At 31.8% G+C, this 25,947-nt stretch carries 31 protein-coding genes and 1 pseudogene; 18 read left to right on the forward strand and 14 right to left on the reverse strand.

Features of this window, described 5'->3' with window-relative positions; translation table 11 throughout:
- Positions 1-86: 86 nt before the first annotated feature.
- Positions 87-314, forward strand: a complete 228-nt coding sequence (locus BMY33_RS16265; RefSeq protein ID WP_091410532.1) for a hypothetical protein — start codon at positions 87-89, stop codon at positions 312-314.
- 46 nt (positions 315-360) lie between these two features.
- A complete protein-coding gene (locus tag BMY33_RS16270; protein WP_091410534.1) occupies positions 361-930 on the forward strand; it encodes a phosphatase PAP2 family protein in 570 nt (189 codons plus the stop codon).
- 22 nt (positions 931-952) lie between these two features.
- On the opposite strand, the gene BMY33_RS16275 is transcribed toward BMY33_RS16270, so the two are convergent.
- Together BMY33_RS16275 and BMY33_RS16280 are read right to left on the reverse strand one after the other, a co-directional pair.
- Positions 953-1,882, reverse strand: a complete 930-nt coding sequence (locus BMY33_RS16275) for an expansin EXLX1 family cellulose-binding protein (RefSeq protein ID WP_091410536.1) — start codon at positions 1,880-1,882, stop codon at positions 953-955.
- Between the two features lie 2 nt (positions 1,883-1,884).
- The gene (locus BMY33_RS16280) at positions 1,885-4,128 is read right to left on the reverse strand and encodes a transglycosylase domain-containing protein (protein ID WP_091410538.1); all 2,244 of its coding nucleotides are present in this window, start codon (positions 4,126-4,128) and stop codon (positions 1,885-1,887) included.
- 299 nt (positions 4,129-4,427) lie between these two features.
- Here BMY33_RS16280 and BMY33_RS16285 point away from each other — a divergent pair, with 299 nt between their 5' ends.
- Positions 4,428-4,718: a hypothetical protein gene (locus BMY33_RS16285; RefSeq protein WP_091410540.1), complete on the forward strand. Its 291-nt coding sequence runs from the start codon at positions 4,428-4,430 to the stop codon at positions 4,716-4,718.
- Positions 4,719-4,764: 46 nt separating this feature from the next.
- On the opposite strand, the gene meaB is transcribed toward BMY33_RS16285, so the two are convergent.
- Positions 4,765-5,823, reverse strand: a complete 1,059-nt coding sequence (gene meaB / locus BMY33_RS16290) for a methylmalonyl Co-A mutase-associated GTPase MeaB (RefSeq protein ID WP_091410542.1) — start codon at positions 5,821-5,823, stop codon at positions 4,765-4,767.
- Between the two features lie 88 nt (positions 5,824-5,911).
- On the reverse strand, positions 5,912-6,475 hold the full coding sequence (locus BMY33_RS16295) for a DUF2911 domain-containing protein (protein ID WP_091410544.1): 564 nt from the start codon (positions 6,473-6,475) through the stop codon (positions 5,912-5,914).
- 84 nt (positions 6,476-6,559) lie between these two features.
- Between BMY33_RS16295 and BMY33_RS16300 the strand changes: the two genes are divergently transcribed.
- Positions 6,560-8,158, forward strand: a complete 1,599-nt coding sequence (locus BMY33_RS16300; protein ID WP_091410546.1) for a phytoene desaturase family protein — start codon at positions 6,560-6,562, stop codon at positions 8,156-8,158.
- 3 nt (positions 8,159-8,161) lie between these two features.
- On the opposite strand, the gene BMY33_RS16305 is transcribed toward BMY33_RS16300, so the two are convergent.
- Positions 8,162-8,386: a hypothetical protein gene (locus tag BMY33_RS16305; protein WP_091410548.1), complete on the reverse strand. Its 225-nt coding sequence runs from the start codon at positions 8,384-8,386 to the stop codon at positions 8,162-8,164.
- A gap of 235 nt (positions 8,387-8,621) precedes the next feature.
- Between BMY33_RS16305 and BMY33_RS16310 the strand changes: the two genes are divergently transcribed.
- From BMY33_RS16310 to BMY33_RS16330, 5 genes are all read left to right on the forward strand, one after another.
- Positions 8,622-9,167, forward strand: a complete 546-nt coding sequence (locus BMY33_RS16310; RefSeq protein ID WP_027395487.1) for an RNA polymerase sigma factor — start codon at positions 8,622-8,624, stop codon at positions 9,165-9,167.
- The gene (locus BMY33_RS16315; RefSeq protein WP_091410550.1) at positions 9,151-9,762 is read left to right on the forward strand and encodes a hypothetical protein; all 612 of its coding nucleotides are present in this window, start codon (positions 9,151-9,153) and stop codon (positions 9,760-9,762) included. The genes BMY33_RS16310 and BMY33_RS16315 overlap by 17 nt, the downstream gene beginning before the upstream one ends.
- Positions 9,734-11,113: a hypothetical protein gene (locus BMY33_RS16320; protein WP_091410552.1), complete on the forward strand. Its 1,380-nt coding sequence runs from the start codon at positions 9,734-9,736 to the stop codon at positions 11,111-11,113. Before BMY33_RS16315 ends, BMY33_RS16320 begins: the two co-directional genes overlap by 29 nt.
- A gap of 264 nt (positions 11,114-11,377) precedes the next feature.
- Positions 11,378-11,677, forward strand: coding sequence for a hypothetical protein (locus BMY33_RS16325; protein WP_139195685.1), 300 nt, complete (start codon positions 11,378-11,380; stop codon positions 11,675-11,677).
- A 364-nt stretch (positions 11,678-12,041) separates the two neighbouring features.
- Complete coding sequence (locus tag BMY33_RS16330; protein ID WP_091410556.1) at positions 12,042-12,680, forward strand: hypothetical protein; 639 nt, start codon at positions 12,042-12,044, stop codon at positions 12,678-12,680.
- A 101-nt stretch (positions 12,681-12,781) separates the two neighbouring features.
- Here BMY33_RS16330 and BMY33_RS16335 read toward each other — a convergent pair whose 3' ends face one another.
- Positions 12,782-13,132, reverse strand: coding sequence for a DUF6249 domain-containing protein (locus BMY33_RS16335; protein ID WP_091410559.1), 351 nt, complete (start codon positions 13,130-13,132; stop codon positions 12,782-12,784).
- 147 nt (positions 13,133-13,279) lie between these two features.
- Between BMY33_RS16335 and BMY33_RS16340 the strand changes: the two genes are divergently transcribed.
- From BMY33_RS16340 to BMY33_RS16360, 5 genes are all read left to right on the forward strand, one after another.
- Positions 13,280-13,867 carry an RNA polymerase sigma factor gene (locus BMY33_RS16340; protein WP_091410561.1) on the forward strand — a complete coding sequence of 196 codons (588 nt, stop codon included), beginning with the start codon at positions 13,280-13,282 and terminating at the stop codon, positions 13,865-13,867.
- Entirely contained in the window at positions 13,851-14,243 is a 393-nt protein-coding gene (locus tag BMY33_RS16345) for a hypothetical protein (protein ID WP_091410563.1), read from the forward strand. Before BMY33_RS16340 ends, BMY33_RS16345 begins: the two co-directional genes overlap by 17 nt.
- A 96-nt stretch (positions 14,244-14,339) precedes the next feature.
- A complete protein-coding gene (locus BMY33_RS16350) occupies positions 14,340-15,671 on the forward strand; it encodes a flavin-containing monooxygenase (protein WP_091410565.1) in 1,332 nt (443 codons plus the stop codon).
- Positions 15,668-16,357: a peptidoglycan DD-metalloendopeptidase family protein gene (locus tag BMY33_RS16355; protein ID WP_091410566.1), complete on the forward strand. Its 690-nt coding sequence runs from the start codon at positions 15,668-15,670 to the stop codon at positions 16,355-16,357. The genes BMY33_RS16350 and BMY33_RS16355 overlap by 4 nt, the downstream gene beginning before the upstream one ends.
- A 324-nt stretch (positions 16,358-16,681) precedes the next feature.
- Positions 16,682-17,326 carry a hypothetical protein gene (locus tag BMY33_RS16360; RefSeq protein WP_091410568.1) on the forward strand — a complete coding sequence of 215 codons (645 nt, stop codon included), beginning with the start codon at positions 16,682-16,684 and terminating at the stop codon, positions 17,324-17,326.
- 75 nt (positions 17,327-17,401) lie between these two features.
- Here BMY33_RS16360 and BMY33_RS23815 read toward each other — a convergent pair whose 3' ends face one another.
- From BMY33_RS23815 to BMY33_RS23300, 3 genes and pseudogenes are all read right to left on the reverse strand, one after another.
- Positions 17,402-17,671, reverse strand: coding sequence for a hypothetical protein (locus BMY33_RS23815; RefSeq protein WP_244543042.1), 270 nt, complete (start codon positions 17,669-17,671; stop codon positions 17,402-17,404).
- Between the two features lie 39 nt (positions 17,672-17,710).
- A pseudogene (locus tag BMY33_RS24015) lies at positions 17,711-17,836 on the reverse strand (DUF4377 domain-containing protein); the annotation flags it as partial.
- Positions 17,778-17,981: a hypothetical protein gene (locus BMY33_RS23300; RefSeq protein ID WP_139195686.1), complete on the reverse strand. Its 204-nt coding sequence runs from the start codon at positions 17,979-17,981 to the stop codon at positions 17,778-17,780. The gene BMY33_RS23300 and the pseudogene BMY33_RS24015, both read right to left, overlap by 59 nt.
- A gap of 126 nt (positions 17,982-18,107) precedes the next feature.
- Here BMY33_RS23300 and BMY33_RS16370 point away from each other — a divergent pair, with 126 nt between their 5' ends.
- Positions 18,108-18,446, forward strand: coding sequence for a PadR family transcriptional regulator (locus BMY33_RS16370; protein WP_091410570.1), 339 nt, complete (start codon positions 18,108-18,110; stop codon positions 18,444-18,446).
- Positions 18,443-19,051, forward strand: a complete 609-nt coding sequence (locus BMY33_RS16375; protein ID WP_091410572.1) for a hypothetical protein — start codon at positions 18,443-18,445, stop codon at positions 19,049-19,051. The genes BMY33_RS16370 and BMY33_RS16375 overlap by 4 nt, the downstream gene beginning before the upstream one ends.
- 81 nt (positions 19,052-19,132) lie before the next feature.
- On the opposite strand, the gene secA is transcribed toward BMY33_RS16375, so the two are convergent.
- From secA to BMY33_RS16395, 5 genes are all read right to left on the reverse strand, one after another.
- On the reverse strand, positions 19,133-22,489 hold the full coding sequence (gene secA, locus BMY33_RS16380) for a preprotein translocase subunit SecA (RefSeq protein WP_091410573.1): 3,357 nt from the start codon (positions 22,487-22,489) through the stop codon (positions 19,133-19,135).
- 236 nt (positions 22,490-22,725) lie between these two features.
- Positions 22,726-22,947, reverse strand: a complete 222-nt coding sequence (locus BMY33_RS16385) for a DUF2795 domain-containing protein (protein WP_006989959.1) — start codon at positions 22,945-22,947, stop codon at positions 22,726-22,728.
- A 141-nt stretch (positions 22,948-23,088) separates the two neighbouring features.
- On the reverse strand, positions 23,089-23,664 hold the full coding sequence (locus BMY33_RS16390; protein WP_091410575.1) for a cob(I)yrinic acid a,c-diamide adenosyltransferase: 576 nt from the start codon (positions 23,662-23,664) through the stop codon (positions 23,089-23,091).
- Entirely contained in the window at positions 23,636-23,782 is a 147-nt protein-coding gene (locus BMY33_RS23540) for a hypothetical protein (protein ID WP_170837102.1), read from the reverse strand. Before BMY33_RS23540 ends, BMY33_RS16390 begins: the two co-directional genes overlap by 29 nt.
- Positions 23,779-23,979 (reverse strand): hypothetical protein, encoded by a 201-nt coding sequence (locus tag BMY33_RS16395; protein WP_091410577.1) that lies wholly within the window; start codon positions 23,977-23,979, stop codon positions 23,779-23,781. The genes BMY33_RS23540 and BMY33_RS16395 overlap by 4 nt, the downstream gene beginning before the upstream one ends.
- Positions 23,980-24,100: 121 nt before the next feature.
- Between BMY33_RS16395 and recR the strand changes: the two genes are divergently transcribed.
- Entirely contained in the window at positions 24,101-24,721 is a 621-nt protein-coding gene (gene recR / locus BMY33_RS16400) for a recombination mediator RecR (protein ID WP_091410579.1), read from the forward strand.
- Between the two features lie 45 nt (positions 24,722-24,766).
- Entirely contained in the window at positions 24,767-25,876 is a 1,110-nt protein-coding gene (locus BMY33_RS16405) for a glycosyltransferase family 2 protein (protein WP_342028440.1), read from the forward strand.
- Positions 25,877-25,947 lie beyond the last annotated feature (71 nt).

Raw genomic sequence — 25,947 nt, forward strand, 5'->3', positions numbered from 1 at the left:
GTAAGTTTTAAAATAAAATTTACCTCTTTTTGTTTTTGCTACTTTGGGTTTAAACTTCGTAGCTTTGCTTAACATAATTTATATATATGAGTTTTCCAAAATTCTTATTAGGTGATAATACAGATTATCCAAATGCCATCTTCGTAGTCCATATGGAATTTCCAAGGTTCGTAATTAATTTAGAAAATGATGAGGTGGAATGGTTCGAAGAGTTTGATAAGAGCGATGAAAAAGAATTAGAAAGTGAGGCGGAGAACTTATTTCAGGCCGCAAATGATTTTTATGATCGAGAGATCGAACGCTATGAAGACTAATTCATATTCTTTTAATTAAAAATAGAATTATAAACTACTTGTAATTATGGAAGAACTTATACAATTAGATAAAGATTTGTTTTTATATCTTAACAATTTGGGAACGCCTTTATGGGATGGGTTTTGGTTATTTATGACCGAAAAATTATATCAAATTCCCTTGTATGTACTTCTGTTATACTTTTTTTATAAATATTTTGGAATAAAAGGTACTATTATAACACTTGTTATAGTAGCTGCTTTAATTACAGCATCTGATCAGTTATCCAATTTATTTAAAAATGTGTTATTTATGAGACCAAGACCTTGTAGGGCAGAAGGTGTAGAAGAATTTACTAGATTTATAGCTGAACGATGTGGGCGCCATGGATATTTTTCGGCTCACGCAGCAAGTTCTATGGCATTAGCTTTTTTTACTGGATTGGCTTTGCAAAAAAGACTAAAGTATATTTTTCCATTTATGGTCGTTTGGTCAATAGTAGTAAGTTATAGTAGAATTTATGTAGGTGTCCATTATCCTGGAGATATCATTACAGGTATGGCAATCGGAATTCTTCTAGGTGTAGGAGCGTATAAATTGCTTATGTTTTTGATGAAGAAATATGTAACATCATAAGATCTAGTAATTAAGTTTTTTATTATTGCTTAACTACTTTCATCGTCTTTTTATCTTTTAACAAAAGATAATATATACCATTACTATAAGATGACATATTTATTTCTTTAGAGGATCCTTGATCTAATGTCTTTCCAGAGCTGTTTACCAATTTCCATTTATTAGCATTTTGTGTGAGATGTATAATGCTTGATGTAGGGTTAGGGTATAGTATTGTTTTCGGGTTAATTTCTATTTCTGTTACAGAAAGTTGTTGATTGCACTCTTCTGGAGTAGAAAATTGAAGTCCAGTATCAAAATCTTCGTTTAGGTTCAACACAATATTTTCAAAAATAAGCACTTCTCCCAAAATTGAAGTTACTCTTAGATTCATTGGTGATGGAATTCCAGAGGTTTCTATAAAAAAATTAAATAGTTCTCTATTTGTGTTTTTCCAGGTATTGTCTGGTAATTGATATTCCATTTTAGAGATTGCATGGTTGATATTCCTAAATTGTATGGCTGTCCAGAATTCACTAGAACCTTCTTTGAAATTAATTTTAATAGTTTCGTTGGCGAGTATTGTTTCGCAGGGTACAAACTTCCACGATATAGGTACTCTTCCATCAACAACATCCGCAATCATTTCAAATGCCTCGATTGTCATATCTACATCACCAGAAGCACATTCAGGACAACGATCTACTACATTGACAATAACACTTCCTTTTGCTCCAGTTACTTCGATACAAGCTCCACAGCTATCGCTGCCATCGTAATCAAAATTGTTTAAGGCACAATGTAGATAATCTCCAACCGCCACTGGTAAAGAACAATTGCCAAAAGTACCTCCTGCTACACCATCATAAAATGTACCCTCACCAGTATGTACAGTATTATTGCATTCCTGAGTATAAATTTTTGCCACTGAGATGACTACTAAAAAATAGAAAATGTATATATGTGATTTCATTTTTATTTCTTTTTAAATTTCTTCTTTTTTTTCTTTTTACTAAAAAGTCTTTTTAAGAAATTATCTCTTTTTTCTGGTTTACAATCCAGGTCATCCAATACTCGATCCGGAGTTTTTTCAAAACTACTTTTGGTTATAGGGTCGAAAACAGGATTCTCATTCATTTTTTGATAAAGCTTTCCGAAGATTGGTAGTGCAGAATTGGCACCTTGTCCCTGTTTGGTAGTTTTAAATCCAATATTATAATTATCATTTCCAACCCAGGTTACCGTAACAAGTTTTGGTGTAACCCCAACAAACCAACCATCTTTATTGTCTTGAGTAGTTCCTGTTTTTCCAGCTATTTCATTTTTTAATCCATATGTATTCCTCAATCTAGTAGCTGTGCCCTTATTTACTGTAGATTTCATCATTTCTAACATCACTTGTCTTGTGTAATCGCTAAAGGCAACTTCGTTAGGTGTTTTAGGTTGAAAAGAAGCAATCAGATTACCTCGCTTATCTTCGATTTTTGTAATATAGAAAGGTTGGACTCCTTTAGAGTTATTGACATAACTTGCATAAGCACCTGCTAGTTCTTTAATTTTGATTCCAGCTGTTCCCAATGCAATAGATGGTTGTTCTGGCAATTCTTCATTTACTCCCATCTTTTTGATTTGATCAAGTACATTAGTAATTCCTACTTCGCCCATTACTTTCACAGCAATCGTATTTACAGAATTACTCAAGGCAGTTTCTAAATTGTAATTTAAATAAGGATCTTGTTCTGTAGAAGAGTTTTTAGGAGTCCAATCTTTTAAATTAGTATAAGTTACTTCTTTTAAAGGGAAGTAGGTACAGGGTTTCATACCATTTTCGATGGCTGCAGTATATACAAAAGGTTTGAACGTAGAACCTACTTGTCTTTTGCTTTGTGATACGTGATCATATTTAAAATATCTATAGTCGATACCACCTAGATAAGCTCTAACAGCGCCGTCATTAGGGTCAATTGCAATCATTCCAGCGTTTAGAAATTTGAGATAGTGCTGAACACTATCTTTTTTAGAAACTTTTTTAGTTATGTTACCTTTCCATTCAAAAAGCTCCATTTCTTGTTTTACTGATAAAGAGTCATTAATCTGGTTTTCGCTAAGACCTTGTTCTTGATATTTTCTATAAATAGGGAGTTGTTTTAAAGCATTATCCAGAAGGTTTGAGTTTTCATTCCAAGGAGCTTTTTTACCATATTCTTTTTCATATATACTTTGTAGATTTTGCAGATGTTCTTTCATTGCTTTTTCTGCCAATGATTGCATTTCATAATCTAGGGTAGTATGTATTATCAATCCATCCTTATAAATATCATAGGAACTACTATCTGCTTTTTTGTGTTTTTTTAGAATTTTATTGAGTTCTTTTTTTACTTCTTCTCTAAAATAAGGAGCTAACCCTAGATCATGATTGAAGTATTGATAGTCTAGTACAATATTTTGATTCATCACCGGATCTGCAATGTTTTGAGTGATGTACTTGTATTTCACCATCTGTCGCAAAACAACATCACGCCTTAATTGACTGCGTTCGGGAAAGAGCCTAGGGTTATAGCTATGATTAGCCTTTAGGCTACCAATTAATGTACTAGCTTCTGATAAAGTAAGTTCTTTGGTAGATTTGTTAAAGAATTTTTGAGCAGCACTCTCAATGCCATAAGTATTATCGGGAAAAGGAACAGTATTAAAGTATTGAGTTAGAATATCTTCTTTAGTATATATATCCTCAATACGTTTGGCGACAATAGATTCTTTTAGTTTATTCACTAGAATACTAAAAACTCCATAATCATTTCTACCAAAAATATTTTTAACTAATTGTAAAGTAATCGTACTCCCTCCTCCAGAGGATCTATCACTTAGTAAGATGGTTTTAAAAAAAACTCTAAGTAAACTCACATTGTCAACACCATTATGTTCGTAGAAGCGAATATCTTCTGTAGCAATTAGTGCATTTATTAGATGATTGGGTAGATCTTCAAAGGTAATTGGTTGCCTATCATATATAAAGTATTTTCCAATGAGTCGCCCATCTTTGTCTAATACTTGAGTAGCTTCTGCCTGTTTTAACGAACGTAATTCATCTTTATCTGGAATCTTTCCCCAAAAACCACAATAAACACTTCCATAGAAAATAATGAAGATGAAAAAGAACCCTCCTAAAGTTATTAATGGCCACTTAATCCATTTTTTTTGAAATAGTATTCGTATCATAGATCTGACTACTCTTAACGTTAAAAATGTAATATTATTGAAAAGTACTTCTCTTTACATTATTACTAAAATTAATTTCAGGGAAACACTTACTTTTTTTGAAGGTTAATTATCAAGTTTTTAGAGTTTTTTATTTTAAATTGTAGTAATGAATACTGCGTCATAAGTACCAGAAGAAAATTATTTGAAGCATCTAAGAAAATAAGGCTTCGAAATGGGTTGTATGTAAACATATAACATAGAATAACATTCTTTTATTTACTATTTATTAGTAAAGTAACCAACTAATCCTGCGCATTATGAAAAGAGTAATTGTTAACTACAAAAAACTGAATAAAGACATTTTAAACCTTTTAGTAGGTAAATTTCCAGATGGATACTCAGACAATGATATTATTTCTTTTAAAAATCATCAGAATGATACTATTGAGGCTGTAGAGGTAAAAACTAACGATACAACATATTTGGTTAAAATCAGTGAGCGTCTTGCTGGTGTTATTCAAAATTATGGAGATACTACATTAGATACGGACATTTCTGGAGCTGCTACAAAAGAACAAATAGGTGGTGAGGTTAGTTTTGATATTTAGAATACGTGAATGGTATTGCTAGTGTTTTAGTATATAGGTAATTATGTTATTTCAAGCTTTTATGTTGATCTAACAAATACGAGGCTGCCGCAAAAGGAGTGATTTTATGTTGTTGTACAGCTTTAATTTGATCAGATAAGGACTTTTTGATTTCTGGATGGTTGTAAAATGAGCTTTTTAGTTCTTCTTCAATAGTTTGTAATAACCAAAATTTATTTTGTCGAATTCTATTTTGCTCGAAATACCCATTTTTTGAAGAAATTTCTAAATACTTTAAAATTAATTCCCAAATTTCTTCAATACCAGTGTTTTTAAGTGCGCTACATGTCAATACTTCTGGAGACCAACTGCTTTCAGCTATTGGATATAGGTGTAAAGCCTTTTTAAATTGATTTCTAGCTTCTCTAGCACGTTTTAGGTTATCGCCGTCAGCTTTATTGATTACAATTGCATCTGCCATTTCGATAATACCTCTTTTGATTCCTTGTAGTTCATCACCCGCTCCTGCTAATTTTAATAGAAGAAAAAAATCTACCATACTATGCACAGCGGTTTCACTTTGTCCAACACCTACAGTTTCAATGATTATTACATCATATCCTGCAGCTTCACATAAAATAATAGACTCACGTGTTTTCTGTGCAACACCACCCAAGGAACTTCCAGAAGGAGAAGGTCTAATAAAAGCACCTTTGGATCGAACAAGAGATTCCATTCTTGTCTTATCACCCAATATACTTCCGCCAGAAATAGTACTGCTAGGATCTACAGCTAACACGGCTACTCTTTTTCCTTTTTTTATAAGGAGATTTCCTAAAGCTTCAATAAATGTACTTTTTCCTACTCCAGGAACTCCTGTAACTCCTATTCTTGTAGAATTATTAGCAAAAGGGAGACACTTTTCAATAAGTTGTTGAGCTTTTTGACTGTGCTTTTTTTGACTGCTTTCTACTAATGTAATTCCTTTACTTAGAGCTGCTGTGTTTTTCGAAATAATTCCATCAAAAATATCAGGTATAGACACTTCTTTTTGTTGTAACTTCTTAAAACGATCAATAACATTCTTATTGGTGTTAGAGGGGATTTTAGAAGATTGATCTTTCATATAACTTTTATTCAGAAACTACTTTAGAGCAAATTTATAAATTCATTTTAGTATACATTACTATTACGACCTAGAATACAATGCAAAATTACTCTTTATGTGTTATAGGTATAGCAATAGCTGTTTGATCCCAAGCGAGAAACATAATAGTGAAGTTGTTAGCTTCTTGAAAATAAATAGAAAATTGCTCTACGATATTTAGTAAATGTTGTACAGGAACTTCTATGGTTAATAAATCGTATTCAGGATCTCTAGAAGGAGTGCCGTCCATAAAACTGACTCCCCAATTATATTCTCGATCGTTAAAAATTACTTTCCAAGAGTCTTTTCCAGGAATTGTCCATAAGGTATAGCTACCAGCTTTTAATTCTGTACCATCTACGAGTATTGGTTTATCTGTTGTAAAAGTTGTAGCCTCATTAGCACCTGTTCTCCATACTTGATCAAATGGTACTAAGTCTCCAAAAATTTCTCTTCCATTTTTAATAGGTCTATTGTAAAAAACAGTAAAGTTCGTTTCCTTACTTGTATGTGTCACTGTCTGTTCCGGGCTATGTGTTTTGGTATTGGATTTAAGAATAGACATTCCCGCGAATCCAATAATTACAATTCCGATAATTATGATTAATGACCTTTTTAAGAGCTTTGACATGGCTTTTTTTGTTTTTTAAAGATAATCCATTTTAAAGGTGAAAATACAGATATTTATGTACTTTTGAGCACTTATTAGCGGCATATGATCGAAAAGTCCTTTAAAAAATTCACTTCAGATATTAAATTCACCGATGATACTTATGTTATTATTGGTTCAGGAGTTGGAGGATTAACTACTGCGGTTTTTTTGGCTAAAGCGGGTAAGAAAGTTGTAGTGTTAGAACAACATTATACACCTGGTGGATTTACACATACTTTTAAGAGACGAAAAGGTTTGGTTTGGGATGTAGGAGTTCATTATGTCGGAAATATGGAGAAAGATTCTGGACTGCGTAGAATTTTTAATTATTTGTCAGATAATAAATTAGAATGGGATTCTATGGGAGACCCATATGATGTGGCATATATAGGAGGGCGTAAGTTTGAATTTGTTGGTGGTAAGGAAAACTTTAGAAAGAAATTTCACGGATATTTCCCAAATGATACTGTTGCAATAGATAAGTATTTAGAGTTGCTTCAAAATTCAATTAAGAAGAATCTTTTGTATTTTGCTCAGAAGGCTTTTCCTGGTTTCTTAAGTATAGTTTTAGGTCCTTTATTCAGAAGAATACAAAGTTCCATTTCTAAGAGAACTACTTATGAAGTTTTGAAAGATATTACGGATAATCAGGAACTTATTGCAGCTTTATGTGCCCAATGCGGAAATTATGGGCTATCGCCAAAGGAGAGTAGCTTCGCTTCTCATTGTATTGTGATTAATCATTTTATGGAAGGAGGATACTATCCAAGAGGAGGAGCAAACCGTATTCATGAAACTATAATTGATAATTTGGAATCATTAGGAGTCCAAGTATACATAAAAGCCAAAGTCGAAAAAATTCTTACTAAAGGCAGCTCAGTAAGAGGAATCATGATTGATGGAAAAGAATATACTTGTAAGAAGGTGATTAGTAATGCCGGGGCGCGTAATACATTTTTACGTTTATTAAATAATTCTCGGAATAATAAAAAATATTTAGATTTTGAAAAGATTAACCCGTCTACCTCTCATTTGTGTTTGTATGTAGGGTTAAGTAAAAGTGATCAAGATCTTAATTTACCAAAGTACAATATATGGTGGTACGCAGATAAGGATACAGATCATATATTAAATGATAAAAATAATCTGATAAAAGATACTTTGTCTTTTGCTTATATATCTTTTCCTTCTGCAAAAGATAGTTTGTGGTCTTCTGATCACCCCGATCAATCAACAATTCAATTAATAGGTAGGGCATGGTATTCAGATTTTAGCGAATATGAAGATAAACCATGGTTAAATCGAGGGGAAGCGTACAACGAAATTAAAGAGAAGTTTAAAAATAAAGGTTTAGCATTACTTAAAGAGTTATATCCACAGTTGGAAGGACAAATAACCCATGCAGAAGTTTCTACTCCAGTTTCTACCAGAAAATTCAGTAATTATAGTCAAGGAGAAATTTATGGAATTACTCATGGGCCTGAGCGATATCGGACGAGGGTTTTAAAACCTAGAACGCATATTAAAGGATTGTACCTGACTGGGCAAGATATTACATTAGTTGGAGTAGGTGGTGCGATGGGAAGTGGTGTTTTAACCGCCGCCACTATTATCAAATGGAATATGAGTAAGCAGTTTAAAGAAATTGCTGCTAAGTACTAAATGTTATATTCTTTTCATTATCCTAATAGAATTCATCACATTTACCGCATAAGTATTTCTTTGAGTTGTTAATATATCTAGCATTGATTTTGGTAATACTTTCGTTTCTAAAAAAATATCAATTTGATTGATAATATCTTTAGTATTATCAACATTATTCTGCATAAGATTAATTACGTTTTTAAACTCCTTGGTATCAGCATTACTATTATTAAATGGTTTAAGCATTTTTTTTGATGATTTGTGATTAACAGAACTTGTGCGTTTGGGTAGTCTTATTTTTTATAAAAAGCTTACTATGCTTTGTGATTTTTTTTAATAGTTTGATATTCAGTGTGTTTAGTGTTTTTGTTTTTTTTTATCCTTAATTTTGCAACAAATTGATATTCCCTGTCGTCTTTAGAAGAGAATAGTAATTAGAACAGTTTTAAAGAAGTAATCACTAACCAAAATTTATAAAAGTTTGTTACAGAGCGAGCTAATAGAACAATGTAGGGCTAACGATCGTAAAGCACAGATGAAGCTTTATAATAAATACTGTGATGGTATGTATTATGTAGCATTACGATTTCTGAAAGATCCTTTTGAGGCTGAAGAAGCTATGCAAGAATCTTTTATTAAAGCCTTTTTGAAACTTCATCAGTTCACTGGTGATGTGACTTTTGGTGCGTGGCTGAAACGTATAGTGATAAACAAGAGTATTGATATGCTCAAAGCAAAGAAGATGAATATGGTTGCTATTAATGAGCAGGTGATGTCTACAGTAGAAGAACAGGATGATTGGTCTGTTGCTGATTCGACAACTGTTGACGAAGTGAAGGGGGCAATAGAAAGATTACCCGAAAAATATAAATATGCTGTAATGCTATTTTTGATTGAGGGATACGATCATAAAGAAATAAGTGAAATATTAGATATTACTCCAGTTGCTTCTAGAACTTTAGTGCATAGAGGAAAGAAACAACTTCAGGATCAATTAAAACATTTGAGAGATGGGACAGGATATTAGAGAGTTATTAAAGAAAGATAATAGGATCCCTTCAGAACTTTTGTCAGAAGGTCACCAAAATCGTTTTATGGCAAGATTAGAAGAAGAACTTCCTAAAAAAGCCAGGAAATTTAACTATGGTTGGTTAAGAATTGCCGCCAGTGTTGTGGTAATCTTATCGGTTTCTATGTTTGCTTTTAATGAGTTTGGAAATAATGGAGGTAGTAATACGCAAATTGTTGATGCAAATACTCCAGATGTAAAAAATGCGACGGTAGTTTTAAGTAAACAGACATCATCATTAGCTGAGATGTTTCCTGAGTATGAAAAAACAGAGAATTACTTACTAACCGGTATAAAGTTTCAGTTGTCTCAGATTAATGTAGATGATTCTAATAGAGAGTTAGTGGAAAGTTTTATGAAGCGATTAGAGAATTTGAATAGAGAATATCAAGATCTTAATAAAGAATTGATTGAGATTGGTCCTAATGAGCAAAGTGCAGAAGCTATGATAGAAAATTTGACACTTAGGCTATCGCTTTTAAAGAGATTAAAAGACAAACTAAAAGAACTAGAAAAAATTGAGAATGAAAATTACATTGATATACAAGCTTAATCTTGTAACACTTAGTCTGGTATGTTTTTCTGGAGTGTTTGCTCAGAATAAACAAGATAAGTTAAGTGAAAAGTTTGTAGTAAATAAAGATGTTGCAATTCATCTAAATACTAGTCATACCGAAGTTGTATTCGAAACTTGGAATAAAAATTCTGTAGAAATAGAAGCATATATAGAAGGTGATAATATTACAGATGAAAATAAAGAGCGACTATTACAAAATTGGAAAATAGAAGCCTTAGGTAATAGTAAAGAAATTACTATAAACTCTATTACAGGTAATTTTTGGTCAGGAAAAGCATCTGTTTCGAATGCAGAAAACATCAAGTCACCTGAACTTAGACGATTAGAGCCAGTTATTTCTAATATGTTAAGGCCTATTCTAAAGAATATAGAAAATAATCCAATGCCAAGTGCACTTTCTGAAAACCTAGCTAGCATGAACTTTGATGCTAACAAGTTTAAAGAAAATGAAGAAAAATATATTCAGCAATGGGGAGATCAAATTAAAGAGAAGTTTGGTGATAATTATGAGAATGTTGTAAAAAGCTGGACAAAAGAACTAAGTAAGAATGCTAAACAAATTCAACCAAATTCCGAATTGAATTCACAGAATTGGGGTGGAGAAGAGTTTGCTCGAAGAATGCAAGCCTGGGCATCACAATTCTCGGGAGATCTAGAAATAACACAAACAAATGGTTCTAATGTCACGGTGTATAGATATAGTTCTAGAATGAATAATTCAGGAACTATTCATAGAATTGTAAAAGTAAAAATGCCAAAAGAAGCGTTACTTAAATTAAATATAAGACATGGAAATGTGCAATTGGCAGAGAAGACTACTAATATGATCGCTTCTTTATCCCATACAAGTTTGCAAGCTAATATTATTGATGGGGATCGTACGTTTATTAGAACATCGTATTCTCCTGTAGTTATTAAGCAGTGGAACAATGGTAGATTAGCAGTGAATTATGTAAAGAATTGTAGAATTCAAAGTGCTAAAAACCTTAGAGTGAATGCAGATTCAAGTAATATCTTTATACAAGATTTGGAAGATAATGCTGCTGTATCTGGAAGTTTTGGAACCATTACTGTTGCTAACCTTTTAGACTCATTTTCTACATTAGACTTAGCAGTAGAGAACAGTGATTTTAAATTAAAATTGCCAGAAGTAGCATTTAATATTGCTTATAGTGGTATGCAAAGTAGAATCTCATTGCCAAAAACAGTAGAAGTAAATGCGAGACGAAATTTTGGGAATGTATTTGTAAATGGATTCAATCAAACTAGAGATACCGATAAGGTTATAACTATAAACGCCAAGTATAGCGATATCATACTACAATAATTTTATAATAATGTGTTAATTGTTTTTAAAAGCCCTGCTAATCAGTTTAGTAGGGCTTTTTTGTTAATACATTCTACTCGTGCAAAGATTTTTTTTTGTAAAAATAAGACTACATTTTTATTGGCTTAATTGTTTAATTACGCGTTTTATCGATTATATAAAAACTTAAGCTAAAAAGCTTCAGGACTCTTTTGTCTACTCTCTTTTTATGGTAAATTTAAAGTGGGAAAATACAAATCATAATTAATTTAATTTCAGTAGCTTATGAAAAAATTATTACTAATTTTTTCTTTAATGTATGCTACAGTTTTGTTTGGAAATAATGGGAATGACGAAAGCCTCATCGTCAAACGTACTGGTAATATCATAACTGTAGTCGATTTTAAAGACGGGGACAAAGTAAAATTATTTGAGTTAAGAACGGGTAGGATTATTACCTATAAAACTAAAAGAGGAATCTTCGACTTAAGTCAACTTCCTGCAGGTAAATACCTTCTAGTGGATAAGGATGGGCGAAAAGTTATCGTCGAGAAGTTATCAAATCCGGAGTTTTGTGTTAAGTGATTGTAAATCAAAAATCAAGCAAATTTATATTAGTAAATCACTTGTCTAAATGTTAATTTATTCACATTTGAAGCTAATTATTAATGTTTTTTTAAGACAATTATAATAGTATGATTACTGAAATCTGGTTTATTCGTCTAAATATTGTGTATTTGATCGTTTTTTTTGAAATCTTACAAAAAACAAAACACTGATAATCAATTGTTTAAATTTTAAAATTTTAATAAACAGCTGTTTTTGTGTCATTTGTCGAAAATCGAAAACGTTTGATCTAAAAGTTGATGTTTTTTTTCGGGGAACGATAATTTAACAATATTATTGTATGGTAATCACGTAAAAATATTACAATAAAATATCCAGACAAATGAGGGCTTTAATTTTTATTTTCAGTTTATTCTTTCTTACAAATCTAAATGCTAGATTTGAAGATGATGATCTGCAGATAGCTAGAGAAGGACTTGTTATTGTAGTTGTAGATTTTAAAGATGGAGACAAAATCAAAATGTTTGAGGTAGAGACTGGAGATCATATATTGTCTAAAACAAGAGGTCAGATAGATCTTAGTCAACTACCATCTGGAAGATATTTATTAGAAAATAATAAAGGTAAATCTGTAGTAATTGAAAAAAGCGAAGACGATATTGTAATTGAAAAAGAACTTGGTACTGAATATATAGTAGAATATGATAGCGAGTCGATGTCAGGTGATAATATTACAGTAGAAGAAGAGCTTGAAGAATACTATTTACAATCAGAATTAAATCCTTTAGCAATAACAAGAAACGGCGATGTTATTACTGTTTCAGATTTCTTAGAAGGAGATAAGATTAAGTTGTTCGAGATGATTGGTAAAATTCACGTTTTATCTAAAACAACAGAAGTTGTAGATCTTACGCAGTTGTCTACTGGTAAATATATATTAGAAAATGATAGAGGACAATCAGTAGTTGTAGAGAAGTTTGATGTTGATTTAGAATTTACTGAGACGGTAGCGTTCAACTAGAAAATTAAAATTAATTATTTATTTTTATAGAATAAGTAGAATTTGGGGGAAAGACCTATCAGAAATGATAGGTCTTTATATTTTATAAACTATTCAATGGTTTATTTATCCAAATTGCTAGTCATTTTAAAACCAGTAAATAATCCTGCCCCAGCCATTAAAAATATAGTTCCTGGGTACGCTACTTCTGCATCTACTCCTAATGTATAGTGTAGTATTCCTGCAATAAAAATACCTAAACCAATACCCATTAATAATAGGGAGAAGTTAAGAATAAAAACTTTCCAAATTGGAGTTACTCTTTTCGTCTTACTGCTGTAAAAAATAGAAGCATCTGCTCCTTTGTCAATAAGAGACATACGTTCTTTGTTACGTGCGGTAATAAATAAATAAAAAATACCAAAAATACATCCAAATATAGATAAAGGTATTAGTGCTTCAATAAAACTCATAATTTTTAGATTTAAAAAATTTAACTGTTCGTTTTTATCTATGACGCCAATTAGAACGACACGGTTACAGAATTGATGAAAAATTATTTTGTATCTTTTTAGATAAGGAATGTAACCAGAAATGAAAAAGTGTCGTCTAATGTATAAATGAACCATCAATCAGATCAATATTATATTAAACAAGTGTTAGAAGGAGATGCAAATGCTTTTTCGACCTTGGTAGAACGCTATCAAAATTTGGTATATACTGTGATATATAGAATGGTAAGAAATAAAGAAGAAGCAGAAGAGGTTGCACAAGATACTTTTATAAAGGCATATAGATCATTGTCTAACTATAGAGGAGAAGCTAAATTTTCTACTTGGTTGTATACTATTGCATATAGAAAAAGCTTAGATGCTATAAAGACTAAAAAACGATTCGTTGCCACAGAATTAATTGAGGAGATAAGTGAAGGAGAGGTTACCAATGTAAATGATGCATTAAGTTATTTACAGGATAAAGAACGAAAACAGATTATTTCTGATAGTATTCTTAAGCTTCCTGAAGAGGAAGCCGCTATTATTACATTATATTATTTTGAAGAGAAAAGTGTAAAAGAAATTAAAGATATCATTGGGCTTACAGAAGATAACATCAAAATAAAACTATATAGAAGTAGAAAAAAACTATATTCGATACTTAAGTATCACGTTTCACCAGAAATTAATACTAGCAATGGAAGAGCAATATAATGATATAAAGAAATTAGTAAGAGAAGCAGGTGTAGAAGATCTATCAGTAGATTTTTTGCAAAATGTGATGAACGAAGTACAGAATACTTCTATAGATCAATCGCTAGTATATCAACCTTTAATTTCTAGAAAGGCTTGGATGATTATTAGTTTGATAGTAACAGGGGTGTTGGTTTCTTTACCATTTTTATCAGAAGGTACTTGGGTTTTAAGTAAGTTTGATCTTTCTTTATTTAGTTTAAATGATTTTAAGAATCCTTTTTCGGGTTTTAGATTTCATACTACGACAACATATGGTATCATATTTCTTGCTATATTATTTTTGGTACAAATAACAGTAATCAAAAGAAGGATCGATAAGACATATTCGGTTTAAATTGCTCTTGTCTTTAATCTAAATCATAAAATACTTTTTAAACTTATATACATTCTTTATTTTACAAGCTACTTTGGGTAACAGAGTTTATAGTTTATGAAATCAAGAATATGTATTATAGGTGCTGGGCCAAGTGGTATTACCACTCTAAAAAATCTAAAAGATAAAAACCTAGAGGTTGTAGTCTATGATAGAAACCAAGATGTAGGTGGTAATTGGATTTTTTCAGAAGATATTAGTCACTCTAGTGTTTTTGAAACTACTCATATTATTAGTTCTAAAACATTGTCTCAGTATGAAGATTTTACTTTTGATGATTTTGATAGGACAGTAGCTGATTATCCTTCGCATGATGAATTGAGGGGGTATTTTCAAGCGTATGCTAAACACTTTGATATTTATCCTTACATCGAATTTGGAACTACTGTGAAATACTGTAAACGTGTAAATGATCGTAAATGGGAAATTACAATACTACAGAAAGGAAAAGAACGAAAAGAAGAGTTTACTGATTTAGTAGTTTGTAATGGGCATCATTCTGTTCCTAGAATCCCTAAATATATTGGTGAATTTACTGGTGAGTTCTTACACTCACACGTTTATAAAAAAGCTGCACCTTTTGCAAACAAAAAAGTATTGGTGATCGGTGGAGGTAATTCTGCTTGCGATGTAGCTGTAGAAACAAGTAGAGTAAGTGAGAAAACGGCAATTAGTTGGCGCAGAGGATATCGAATCATACCTAAATTCTTTTTTGGATTACCTTCAGATATTATAGGTGCCAGATCCGCTTGGCTACCCGTAAAGATTCGAAGCTGGTTTAATGATAAGCTGTTAGGTATTATGCTTGGTAAGAATAAATTATACGGCTTGCCAGAAGTCAAAACTAAATTTGGAGAAACACATCCAACTATCAATGATGAGCTTTTGTATAAAATTAGGCATGGAAAAGTACATCCAAAAGTTGATATAGAAAAGTTAGATGGAAAAACGGTTTATTTTAAAGATGGAACCAAAGAAGATTATGATGTAATTATTGCTTGTACGGGATATGTGTTAAAACATTCTTTTTTTGATTCTTCATTTATTGATTATAGTAATGGACCTGTACCATTATATCTAAAAATGTTTCATGAAGAATTTCATAATCTATTTTTTGTTGGAATGTTCCAACCCCTAGGATGTATTTGGCCTGGATCAGAATTACAGAGTAAGGTATTAGCAAATTATCTGACAGGAGACTGGAAAATGCCTTCCAATATTAAAAAATTATGTTTACGAGAAATTACTCATCCTCATTATAAGCAGATTAATACTCCTAGGCATACAATTACTGTTGACTATCATAAATTTAGAAGGAGCTTACTAAAACAATTGCCTAAGAATTGGATTTCTAAAACATCTAATAATATTTCAAAAAATGCCTCATGATAAATAATTCATTTTCTCAATTTATAGAGAGTTTGTCTTCTAGCTTTATTCCTGTAGTAGATTCTAAGTTTTTAAATGAAGAGTATACGTCCATTGATTTGTCGATATACAATAAAAATCTAGATAGTATAGATGTGTCTTCTTCTATGGCTTTTGAAGATTATATAAGCAAATATTTAATTACTACTAGAGCTAAAGTGGCTTTTGGTGGGTATAATGAAACTAGGGGAATCTATAGAAGAAGTAAACATTTTAATCAACAAGATCCAGAAACCGAACGTAATATTCATCTAGGATTGGATGTTTGGTGTGATGTAGGAACCGATGTATTAGCTCCATTAACTGGAAAAGTTCATAGTTTTAGAAATAATAAAAACTTTGGAGATTATGGTCCAACTATAATTTTAGAACATAATATACAGGAAGTGATTTTTTATACTTTATATGGACATCTAAGTAAAAAATCAATTGAAGGGATAGAGATAGGACAACGCTTTTATGGCGGTGATGTAATTGCTCAGTTGGGTGATGCGACTGTAAACGGTGATTATGCACCTCATTTACATTTTCAAATTATTAGAGACTTGAAAGGTAATATTGGTGATTATCCGGGAGTTTCTAATAAAAAAGAGTTACAGTTTTTCTTACAAAATTGTCCTGACCCCAATTTATTACTGAAGATTTAAACTAATCATTGTGATATTCTTGATAAGGAGAGTGAAAGTGTAAGATGTTAAAAAAGACTAATTAGTTATGAAAATACAGGAAGATGTATAGGAATTTGTGTTTTTGAGCAGGTTTAAAATGCGTTTCGTCAGTTATTTTTATTTTTTTTAAACATAAATTACTGATAATCAGTTTTTTGTAAATAAAATTAACAAAACCTTTGTAGTTGAACGAAAATCCGGGTTATTTCGTCTAAAAGTCTGATTTCTAGTTGGTGGCGTGGCTTTTTTGCAGTATCCTTGTATGGTAAAGCCGTAATAACTTAACTTTAAAGCCCCAGAAAAATGAAAGTTATAGCCCTAATATTCAGTCTATTTTTATCACTTATTATTTCAGCAAATGAAGATAACAAATTAACCGTTCATATGGATGGTTTAACTGTTGAGGTGTTGAATTTTGAAGAAGGAGATAAACTTAAGCTGTTTGAAGTTGAAACTGGTGACCATATCTTATCTAAATCTTATTCTTTAATAGATCTAAGTCAATTACCTATTGGTTCTTATTTATTAGAAAACAATGAAGGGAAATCTTTAATAATTAATCGTCAGGAAGAAGAATTAGTGATTGATGGAGCGGTTGTTTTACAAGAAGAAGATTTTATAGTTGAAGACGAAAGTTTAGTAGCTGATCTTAATGGGGAAGAAGAAGTGAATGTAGAGCAAGATTTTATCAATAATTATGTGAGTTCAAATCAAAACTTATTGAATATTGAAAGACAAGGTGATATCATTGTAGTGGTGGATTTTGAAGAAGGAGATAAGTTAAAATTATTTGAAGTTAAGGATACTATTCACGTTTTGTCTAAAACAACAAACGAAATAGATTTAAGTCAATTACCAGTAGGATTATATATTTTAGAAAATAGTAACGGAGATTCTGTGGTTGTTGAAAAATTTATAGAAACTCAAGCTACATTAACTGATTTGTAAGAAGTTTAAGGGGGATAAACAAATACAAAAGTAAAGCGGGTTCAATTTGAACCCGCTTTTATTTTTATCTATATGTTATTCGTTAATAATTTCCATTAACACGTATTTATTTTCGGATCCGTGAGTAAATATGCCTGTTATCTGTTCTCGATTATTGATTTTGTCGGATAGCTCAGGGCATAGATTTTGACAATCAATAGATATTGAAGAGTTGATTAAGGAATAGTTGTTTTCCTGATCTACTGTTACCCAGTTATTAAAAGTTCCATTAGTTAGATTCCTTGTTAGTTGTACTGTAAATTCTGTATTTGGCGAAACAGGTGTTTTGGATAGTACTTTTATCAAGTCAATTCTTATACTTGAACCGTCTTGCGGAGGGTTTGATATGTGAGTTTTACTAATTTGTAAATCATGGATAAAGCCTAATTTATATTCAAAACCATTTATCCCGTTATATGAATTTGTAAATTCTTCTTCTCCTACCTGATCTCCTTCTTGGATTAATGTAATAACACCTAGATTTCCAAAAAAAAGTGACTAATCCTGTATCCTGATAATGATTCACTCTAATGTTTGTAATTTCTATTATTTCGTCATCATCATTACACGAAATACTAATTAGTAAGATGATAAGTAATAGGAAGATTTTTTTCATGATAAACTTTATTACTAAGACGATAGATATGCAGAAAGATTGCTTGTAATATAAACTAGATGTTTAAAATATTAAATTTTAATACATAGGATTATGATGTATTGTATTTTTATGTATATTTGATCTATGTATTCAAAAGAACTTTTAAAAGGAACCTTATCTGTGATTATCCTAAACTTATTATCCGAACGAGGTAGGATGTATGGTTATGAGATTTTTCAGCAGGTAAAGGAACGGTCTGACGGTAAAATATTATTAAAAGATGGATCACTATATCCAGCTTTGCAGAAAATGAAAAAAGAAGGTTTGTTATCCTGCGAAGAAGAGTATATAGGCAAAAGAGTAAGAAAGTATTACTTGCTTACCTCAAAAGGGGAGGAAGAAAAAGTGAATTACATAGAAGAACTTAAAGATTTCATGATGACACTCAATAAAGTTATTTTTCCAAAACTAGATGTTGTATGAAATTAAATAGTGAACAAGAAGAAAAGATTAAGAGTTTTGTTGATAAACAAGGATTAAAGTTATTAGAACTACGAGATAATATAGTTGATCATTTATGCTGTGTTGTAGAGAGTGATCTAAAGACAGGTAAAACATTTGATCAATCATTACAAGATGCTATATCAGAATTAGCTCCTAATGGTTTAATTGATTTAGAACGCAAAACATTTTTTTTATTAAACTCAAAACGAATTATTATGATGAAAAAACTGATGTATTTTATTGGATTTATTGGATCGTTAACATTAACTGCTGGAATTGTGTTTAAGATGTTATGGTATCCAGGTGCGAATAATCTTTTTATAACAGGGTTTCTGTTATTGTTATTGATTTTTGTTCCAATGTTAGCTATTGATAAGTATAAAGTGGCGATTGCAAGAACGCTTTCAGAGCGCTTAAAAATTGTTTTAGGTTGTGTTTCTGGTGTTATTGTAGGTTTGTCTGGATTGTTTAAGCTGATGCATTGGATGGGCGCTGAGGTGCTACTATTGGCAGGAGCTTTTATTTTTGTCGTAGGATATCTTCCATTTTTATTTTTTACAATGTACAGGAAGTCGCTGGTTTAGCCAAAATGATATATTATAAATAAAAAACAACCCTGAAGATTACTTCAGGGTTGTTTTGTTTCGTATTAAAAGTTTTAGGGTTTACTCAGAAATAAGTACCCATTCTCCTTTTTCAATTAAAGGAATTGCTTGTTTGTATTTTACAGTTTTGTTTTCGCCACTCATTACGTGTTTAATTGTAACCTTGTCATTACGTCCAATTTTTGGTTGTTCTCTAATGATAGTTTCTGTTACTTGGGCACGTTGTTGTGTTTCTCCTGCGGCTCTATTTTGAGCAGCTCGTTCATCCATATTAGGGATTTCTTCTTTAGAAGTCTCTAGGTTATCTTTTCTACGTACTTGTCGAGCTTCAGAGATATCTTGGGTATTACCTGTTGGTAGTTCTCCTTTGAATAAGAAAGAAATAACATCCTTGTTAACTTCTTCAATCATTACTTTAAATAATTCGAAAGCTTCGAATTTATAAATAAGTAATGGATCTTTTTGTTCGTGAACTGCTAACTGTACACTTTGCTTTAATTCATCCATTTTACGAAGATGCGTTTTCCAAGCATCATCAATAATAGCTAAGGTGATATTTTTTTCAAAGTCAGTGATTAATTGTTTTCCTTCACTTTCATATGCTTTTTCAAGGTTAGTTGCAACATTTAAGCTTTTTACTCCATCTGTAAACGGAACTAAAATACGTTCGTACTTGCTAGAAGGATCTTCATAAACTTGTTTGATAACAGGATAAGCAGCTTCCGCATTGCGCTTCATTTTATCTTGATAATGTTCATAAGCAGCTTTGTAAACTTCTCCTGCAATTGTTAGTGTATCCTTTTTCTCAAATTCCTCATTAGAAATAGGACTACTCATCGAGAAATAACGAATTAACTCAAACTCGAAATTTTTAAAATCTTGAGCGTTTTTGTTTCCTTCGGTAATTACTTCTGCAGTATCATAGATCATATTTGCAAGATCCACACGAAGACGTTCTCCATACAAAGCATGATAACGACGTTTGTATACTACTTCACGTTGTGCGTTCATCACATCATCATATTCTAGTAATCGTTTACGAACACCGAAGTTATTTTCTTCAACTTTTTTCTGTGCTCTTTCGATAGATTTAGAGATCATCGAATGCTGAATTACTTCACCTTCTTTAAGTCCCATTCTATCCATCATCTTAGCGATACGCTCTGATCCAAATAAACGCATCAGATTATCTTCTAGAGATACATAGAAGTTCGAGCTTCCTGGATCTCCTTGACGACCAGCACGACCACGTAACTGTCTATCTACACGACGAGAATCATGTCGCTCTGTACCGATAATCGCTAAACCACCAGCAGCTTTTACTTCGTCCGATAATTTGATATCCGTTCCACGACCAGCCATATTCGTTGCAATAGTAACAACTCCTGGATTTCCAGCTTCTGCTACAATGTCAGCTTCTTTTTTGTGAAGTTTTGCATTCAGTACATTATGCGGCACTTTACGAATTGTAAGCATTCTACCTAGTAATTCTGAAATTTCTACCGAGGTAGTACCAATTAAAACAGGTCTTCCTGCACGTGATAATTCAGTTACTTCTTCAATAACAGCATTATATTTTTCACGCTTAGTTTTATATACTAAATCTTCTTTATCTTTTCTTGCTATTGGTCTATTTGTAGGTATTTCTACAACATCTAATTTGTAGATTTCCCAAAGCTCTCCTGCTTCTGTAACCGCAGTACCTGTCATACCGGATAACTTTCCGTACATTCTAAAGTAATTCTGAAGTGTTACCGTAGCAAATGTCTGTGTAGCATCCTCAATCTTTACATTCTCTTTTGCTTCAATTGCTTGATGTAGTCCATCGCTATAACGACGACCATCCATAATACGTCCGGTTTGCTCATCAACAATTTTCACCTTGTTGTCCATAACAACATATTCAACATCTTTTTCGAATAATGAATAGGCCTTTAATAACTGACGCAGTGTATGTATACGTTCACTCTTTACGCTATATTCTCTAAAGAGATCTTCTTTCTTTTCAGCTTCTTGTTCTTTGGCTAAACCAAGATTTTCAATCTTAGCGATTTCCATTCCAATTTGTGGTAATACAAAGAAATCTGGGTTTTCTTTACCCGAAAGATAATCTACACCTTTATCTGTAAGATCGATTTGATTGTTTTTTTCTTCTATTACATAGTACAGATCAGCATCAATCTTATGCATCTCACGATTATTATCCTGCATATAGAAATTCTCAGTTTTTTGGAGTAACATTTTTACTCCTTCTTCACTTAAGAATTTAATTAGTGCTTTATTTTTAGGGATTCCTCGATATACTTGTAATAGTTTAAAACCACCATCTTTAGTGTTTCCTTCTTTAATCAGTTTTTTTGCTTCAGCAAGAACTGTTGTCAAGTATTTTTGTTGAACTCCAACAATATCAGCGATTTTTGGTTTTAGTTCATCAAATTCATGAACATCTCCTTTAGGTATTGGTCCAGAAATTATTAATGGTGTACGTGCGTCATCAATTAATACAGAATCAACTTCATCAATAATCGCATAGTTATGAGGGCGTTGTACTAAATCTTCTGGAGCGTGAGACATATTATCACGTAAGTAATCAAAACCAAATTCATTATTAGTACCATATGTGATATCGGCATTATAAGCTGCTCTTCGTTCTGCAGAGTTAGGTCTATGGTTGTCTATACATTCTACAGTTAATCCATGGAATTGAAAAATAGGAGCCATCCATTCACTATCACGACGTGCTAAGTAATCATTAACTGTAACAAGATGAACACCGTTACCCGATAATGCATTAAGATATACTGGCAGGGTAGCTACTAAGGTTTTACCTTCTCCAGTTTGCATTTCTGCTACTTTTCCTTCGTGTAATGCGATACCACCAATCAGCTGCACGTCATAGTGTATCATATCCCATTTTACTTCTTTTCCAGCTGCATCCCAACTTGTAGACCAGATAGCTTGATCTCCATCAAGATTAATATGATCTCTTGTACCAGAAAGTTCGCGATCATAAGCTGTAGCTTCTACAGTAATAGTATCATTTTCTGCAAATCTCTTAGCAGTTTCTTTTATAACAGCAAAAGCTTCAGGTAGTATTGTGTTGAGGATTTTTTCTGTTGCTTCGTAAGCGTCTTTCTTTAATTTATCGATCTCACCATAAATATCTTCTTTTCTATCGATATCTTCTGTGGCATCAGCTTCTTCTTTAAGAGTATCAATTTTGTTGTTGATATCAGCACGAGCTTCATTTATAGTATTTTTGAATTCTAAAGTTTTAGCACGTAATTCATTATCAGAAAGAGAGGCTATACCTTGTGCGGCTTTTTTGATCAATTCAACCTTTGGTTGGATTTCTTTTATATCTTTTTTGGATTTATCTCCAACAAATACTTTTAATACAGAATCTAAAACTCCCATGGTTATGGTTATGTGTTTTTAATGAGATTTAATTTTAAAATGAAACCGACTTATTTTACCTTTAAAAAAAGATAGTTTTAAGTTTAACTCCAATTCTTCGAATCTATTGTAATCTCTGTGCCTTAAGGGCAATATTATACAATGCTTTACAGGCTATATAATAGCTTGCGAAAGTGGCGTAATTTACGCAAAAAAAAAGCCTCTTGCGAGACTTTTAATACTATTTAAATATTTTTTTAATATTCATCCTCATTCCAAAGATAATCTTCGTCAGTAGGATAATCTGGCCATATTTCTTCTATAGAATCATACGAATCTCCTTCATCTTCAATTGATTGCAGGTTTTCCACAACCTCTAGCGGTGCTCCCGTACGAATTGCATAGTCAATTAACTCATCTTTGGTTGCTGGCCAAGGTGCATCACTTAAATAAGATGCTAATTCTAAAGTCCAATACATATGCTTACTGGTTTAATTTTTTTTGCAAAAATAATTTTTTAGTTTAAAAAGTCAAGTAAAAAATTAATTATTTAAACAATAATTATAAGAACGTGATTTTTCGGGTATTACCCTTAACTTATTTTCAAGCTTTCTTGAGCACTAAGAATTTTTTTGAGGAATCCACTGTATCTCGTCTGCTTGTAAATCGTAGGACAACTTTCGTGCCAGTACAAATAGGTAGTCAGATAGTCGGTTTAAATACTGTAAAGTTGTTTCTTCAAACGGCTCTAATTCATATAACGCTGTAGCTAAACGCTCGGCCCTTCTGCATACACAGCGGGCAATGTGACAGAATGACACGGTTTGGTGCCCTCCTGGTAATACAAAATGTGTCATTGGTGGTAAAGATTCATTCATGCGATCCATTTCAGTTTCTAAAAGAGTGATGTCTTCTATAGAAATGGTAGGGATGTTCAACCTTTTTTGTCCATTCTTTAATAGTGCTTTTTCCGGATCGGTTGCTAAAACGGCGCCAACTGTAAATAATTTGTCTTGAATGTTAACCAATACTTTTTTACTTAGCTCGTCAATTTGTTGATCTCGTATTAAACCAATGTAAGAGTTCAATTCATCTACAGTACCGTAACTATCAATACGTATATGATGTTTAGGGACTCTAGTGCCACCAAATAGAGCAGTTGTGCCTTTATCTCCCGTCTTTGTGTATATCTTCATCTGTTTTTTGTTGGTTGTCTTTTTTGTAATTTGAAATGTCCTTCTGCGCTTTTTTCGTATTTAAATAAACAAAAATTGCCCCAATCAATACGGCAATCCAGAACCAAGGAAATTTCATTTTTTCTTCTTTTTTAAATAGTTCTTCCTAAAATCTCTTGTAGAGCGGTCGTATAATTTCTTTTTATTTCTACCAGAATTCCATCGCACGGCAAAAAATAGTAACGCTATTCCTATAATAACTAATACTAGTTGGGTTTCTTCAGAAAGTGCATCAAACATGATTTCTTCTTTTGTGGTAAATGTAATAAATAGCAATGAGTTTGTTAGTTTTTTGAATTTACGAGTTAATCAATTGAATAGTGAATGAATGGTTTGTTAAATACAGTAATAGGCTATTGTCTAAATACTCATTGCTATTTATTACATTTGTATCGCTATGGAATTTTCATCAAAATTATTAGAAAACGCTGTATACGAAATGTCTCAATTGCCAGGAATAGGTAAGCGGACAGCATTGCGATTGGTGTTGCATCTTTTGCGGCAACCTGAGACGCAAACACAGCATTTGGTAAAAGCGCTAGGTACTTTAAGAGAGGATGTGAAGTTTTGTAAAAAATGTCATAGTATCAGTGATGTTGAAGTATGTGATATATGCAGCAACCCAAACAGGATTCAAGATATTGTTTGTGTTGTAGAAGACATTAGGGATGTTATGGCTATTGAGAGTACTAGTCAGTATAGAGGTTTATATCACGTTTTGGGAGGAAAAATAAGTCCTATGGATGGTATAGGTCCACAAGATCTAAAAATACATACATTGGTAGAAAAAGTGAAATCCGGAACAATAAAGGAGTTAATTTTTGCGCTAAGTGCTACTATGGAAGGTGATACTACCAACTTTTATATATATAAACAGTTAGAAGGAGTGGAGGTTAAAATAGCGACTATTGCTAGAGGAATAGGGGTAAATGACGAGTTAGAATATGCAGATGAGGTAACTTTAGGAAGAAGTATTATTAATAGAATCCCTTTTGAAAACGCTTTGAAGAGTTCGTAACATGTTCCATTTTTTAAATTTAGTCTTCTGAAATTATCTGTAATCATCCTAAATTATAATGTTCGTTATTTCTTAGAACTATGTATTTTAAGTGTTCAGGAAGCTGTTAAAGTTATAGATGCCGAGATTATTGTGATTGATAATAATTCTCCCGATGATAGCTGCACTATGGTGAAGGATCGCTTTCCAGATGTATGCTTAATAGAAAATGAAGAGAATGTTGGGTTTGCAAGAGCGAATAATCAGGGAGTTGATATTGCTAAAGGAGAATATGTTTGTATTTTAAATCCAGACACGGTAGTAGCAGAAGACACTTTTTTAAATATTCTTACAGCATCAGAAAAGTTAATTCATATGGGGATGTTAGGCCCTAGACTTATTGATGGAACGGGTAATTTTCTTCCGGAAAGTAAGAGAAATGTACCTTCTCCATTAACTTCTTTTCGTCGATTATTTGGTATTAAATTAGGGCAAGTAAAAAATTATTACGCAGATCATATATCCGAAACAGGAATTGGAGATATAGATATCTTAGTGGGTGCTTTTATTTTAGTAAGAAAAGAAGAATATAATTCTGTACGAGGTTTCGATGAAGATTATTTTATGTACGGAGAAGATATTGATCTCTCTTACAAAATGAAAAAACAAGGATTGCAAAATTACTACATAGGAACAATTCCTGTGATTCATTATAAAGGCGAAAGTACTGATCGTAATTCAGAATATATCAAACGTTTTTATGGAGCAATGCGATTGTTTTATCGAAAACATTTTAAAAGTAATTGGTTTTTAGATTTGATTGTTTCTTTTGGAATACGTTTGACTTCTATTATACAATCATTTAAAAGCTATCATAAAGAAAAGCGTATAATCGATTGCTATTACTTAGTCTCTGAAAATGAAATTTTAAAGCAAAAACTTAGTAATGTACTTAAGAAAGAAGTACAGTTTATTTCCTTAGAATCTGCAAAGAATTTGGGATATAGTAATAACGAACTTATCTTTGACAATGAGTTATTAAGTTTTGGAGAGATTATAAAAGAAATGCAGGTTTTAAAGAAATCAAATATTACTTTTAAGATCAAACCAGCAAGATGTAATTTTATACTTGGGAGTAATTTCAGTGATGGAAAAGGGGAGGTAATTACTTTTTAGAGAAACTTTAGTAAATAAAAATTAATTTAAGAGCTTAACTTTTATTAATTTCGCAAAAAATATAACTAATA

Origin of the sequence: Aquimarina amphilecti (assembly GCF_900109375.1) — a bacterium.
GTDB lineage: Bacteria > Bacteroidota > Bacteroidia > Flavobacteriales > Flavobacteriaceae > Aquimarina > Aquimarina amphilecti.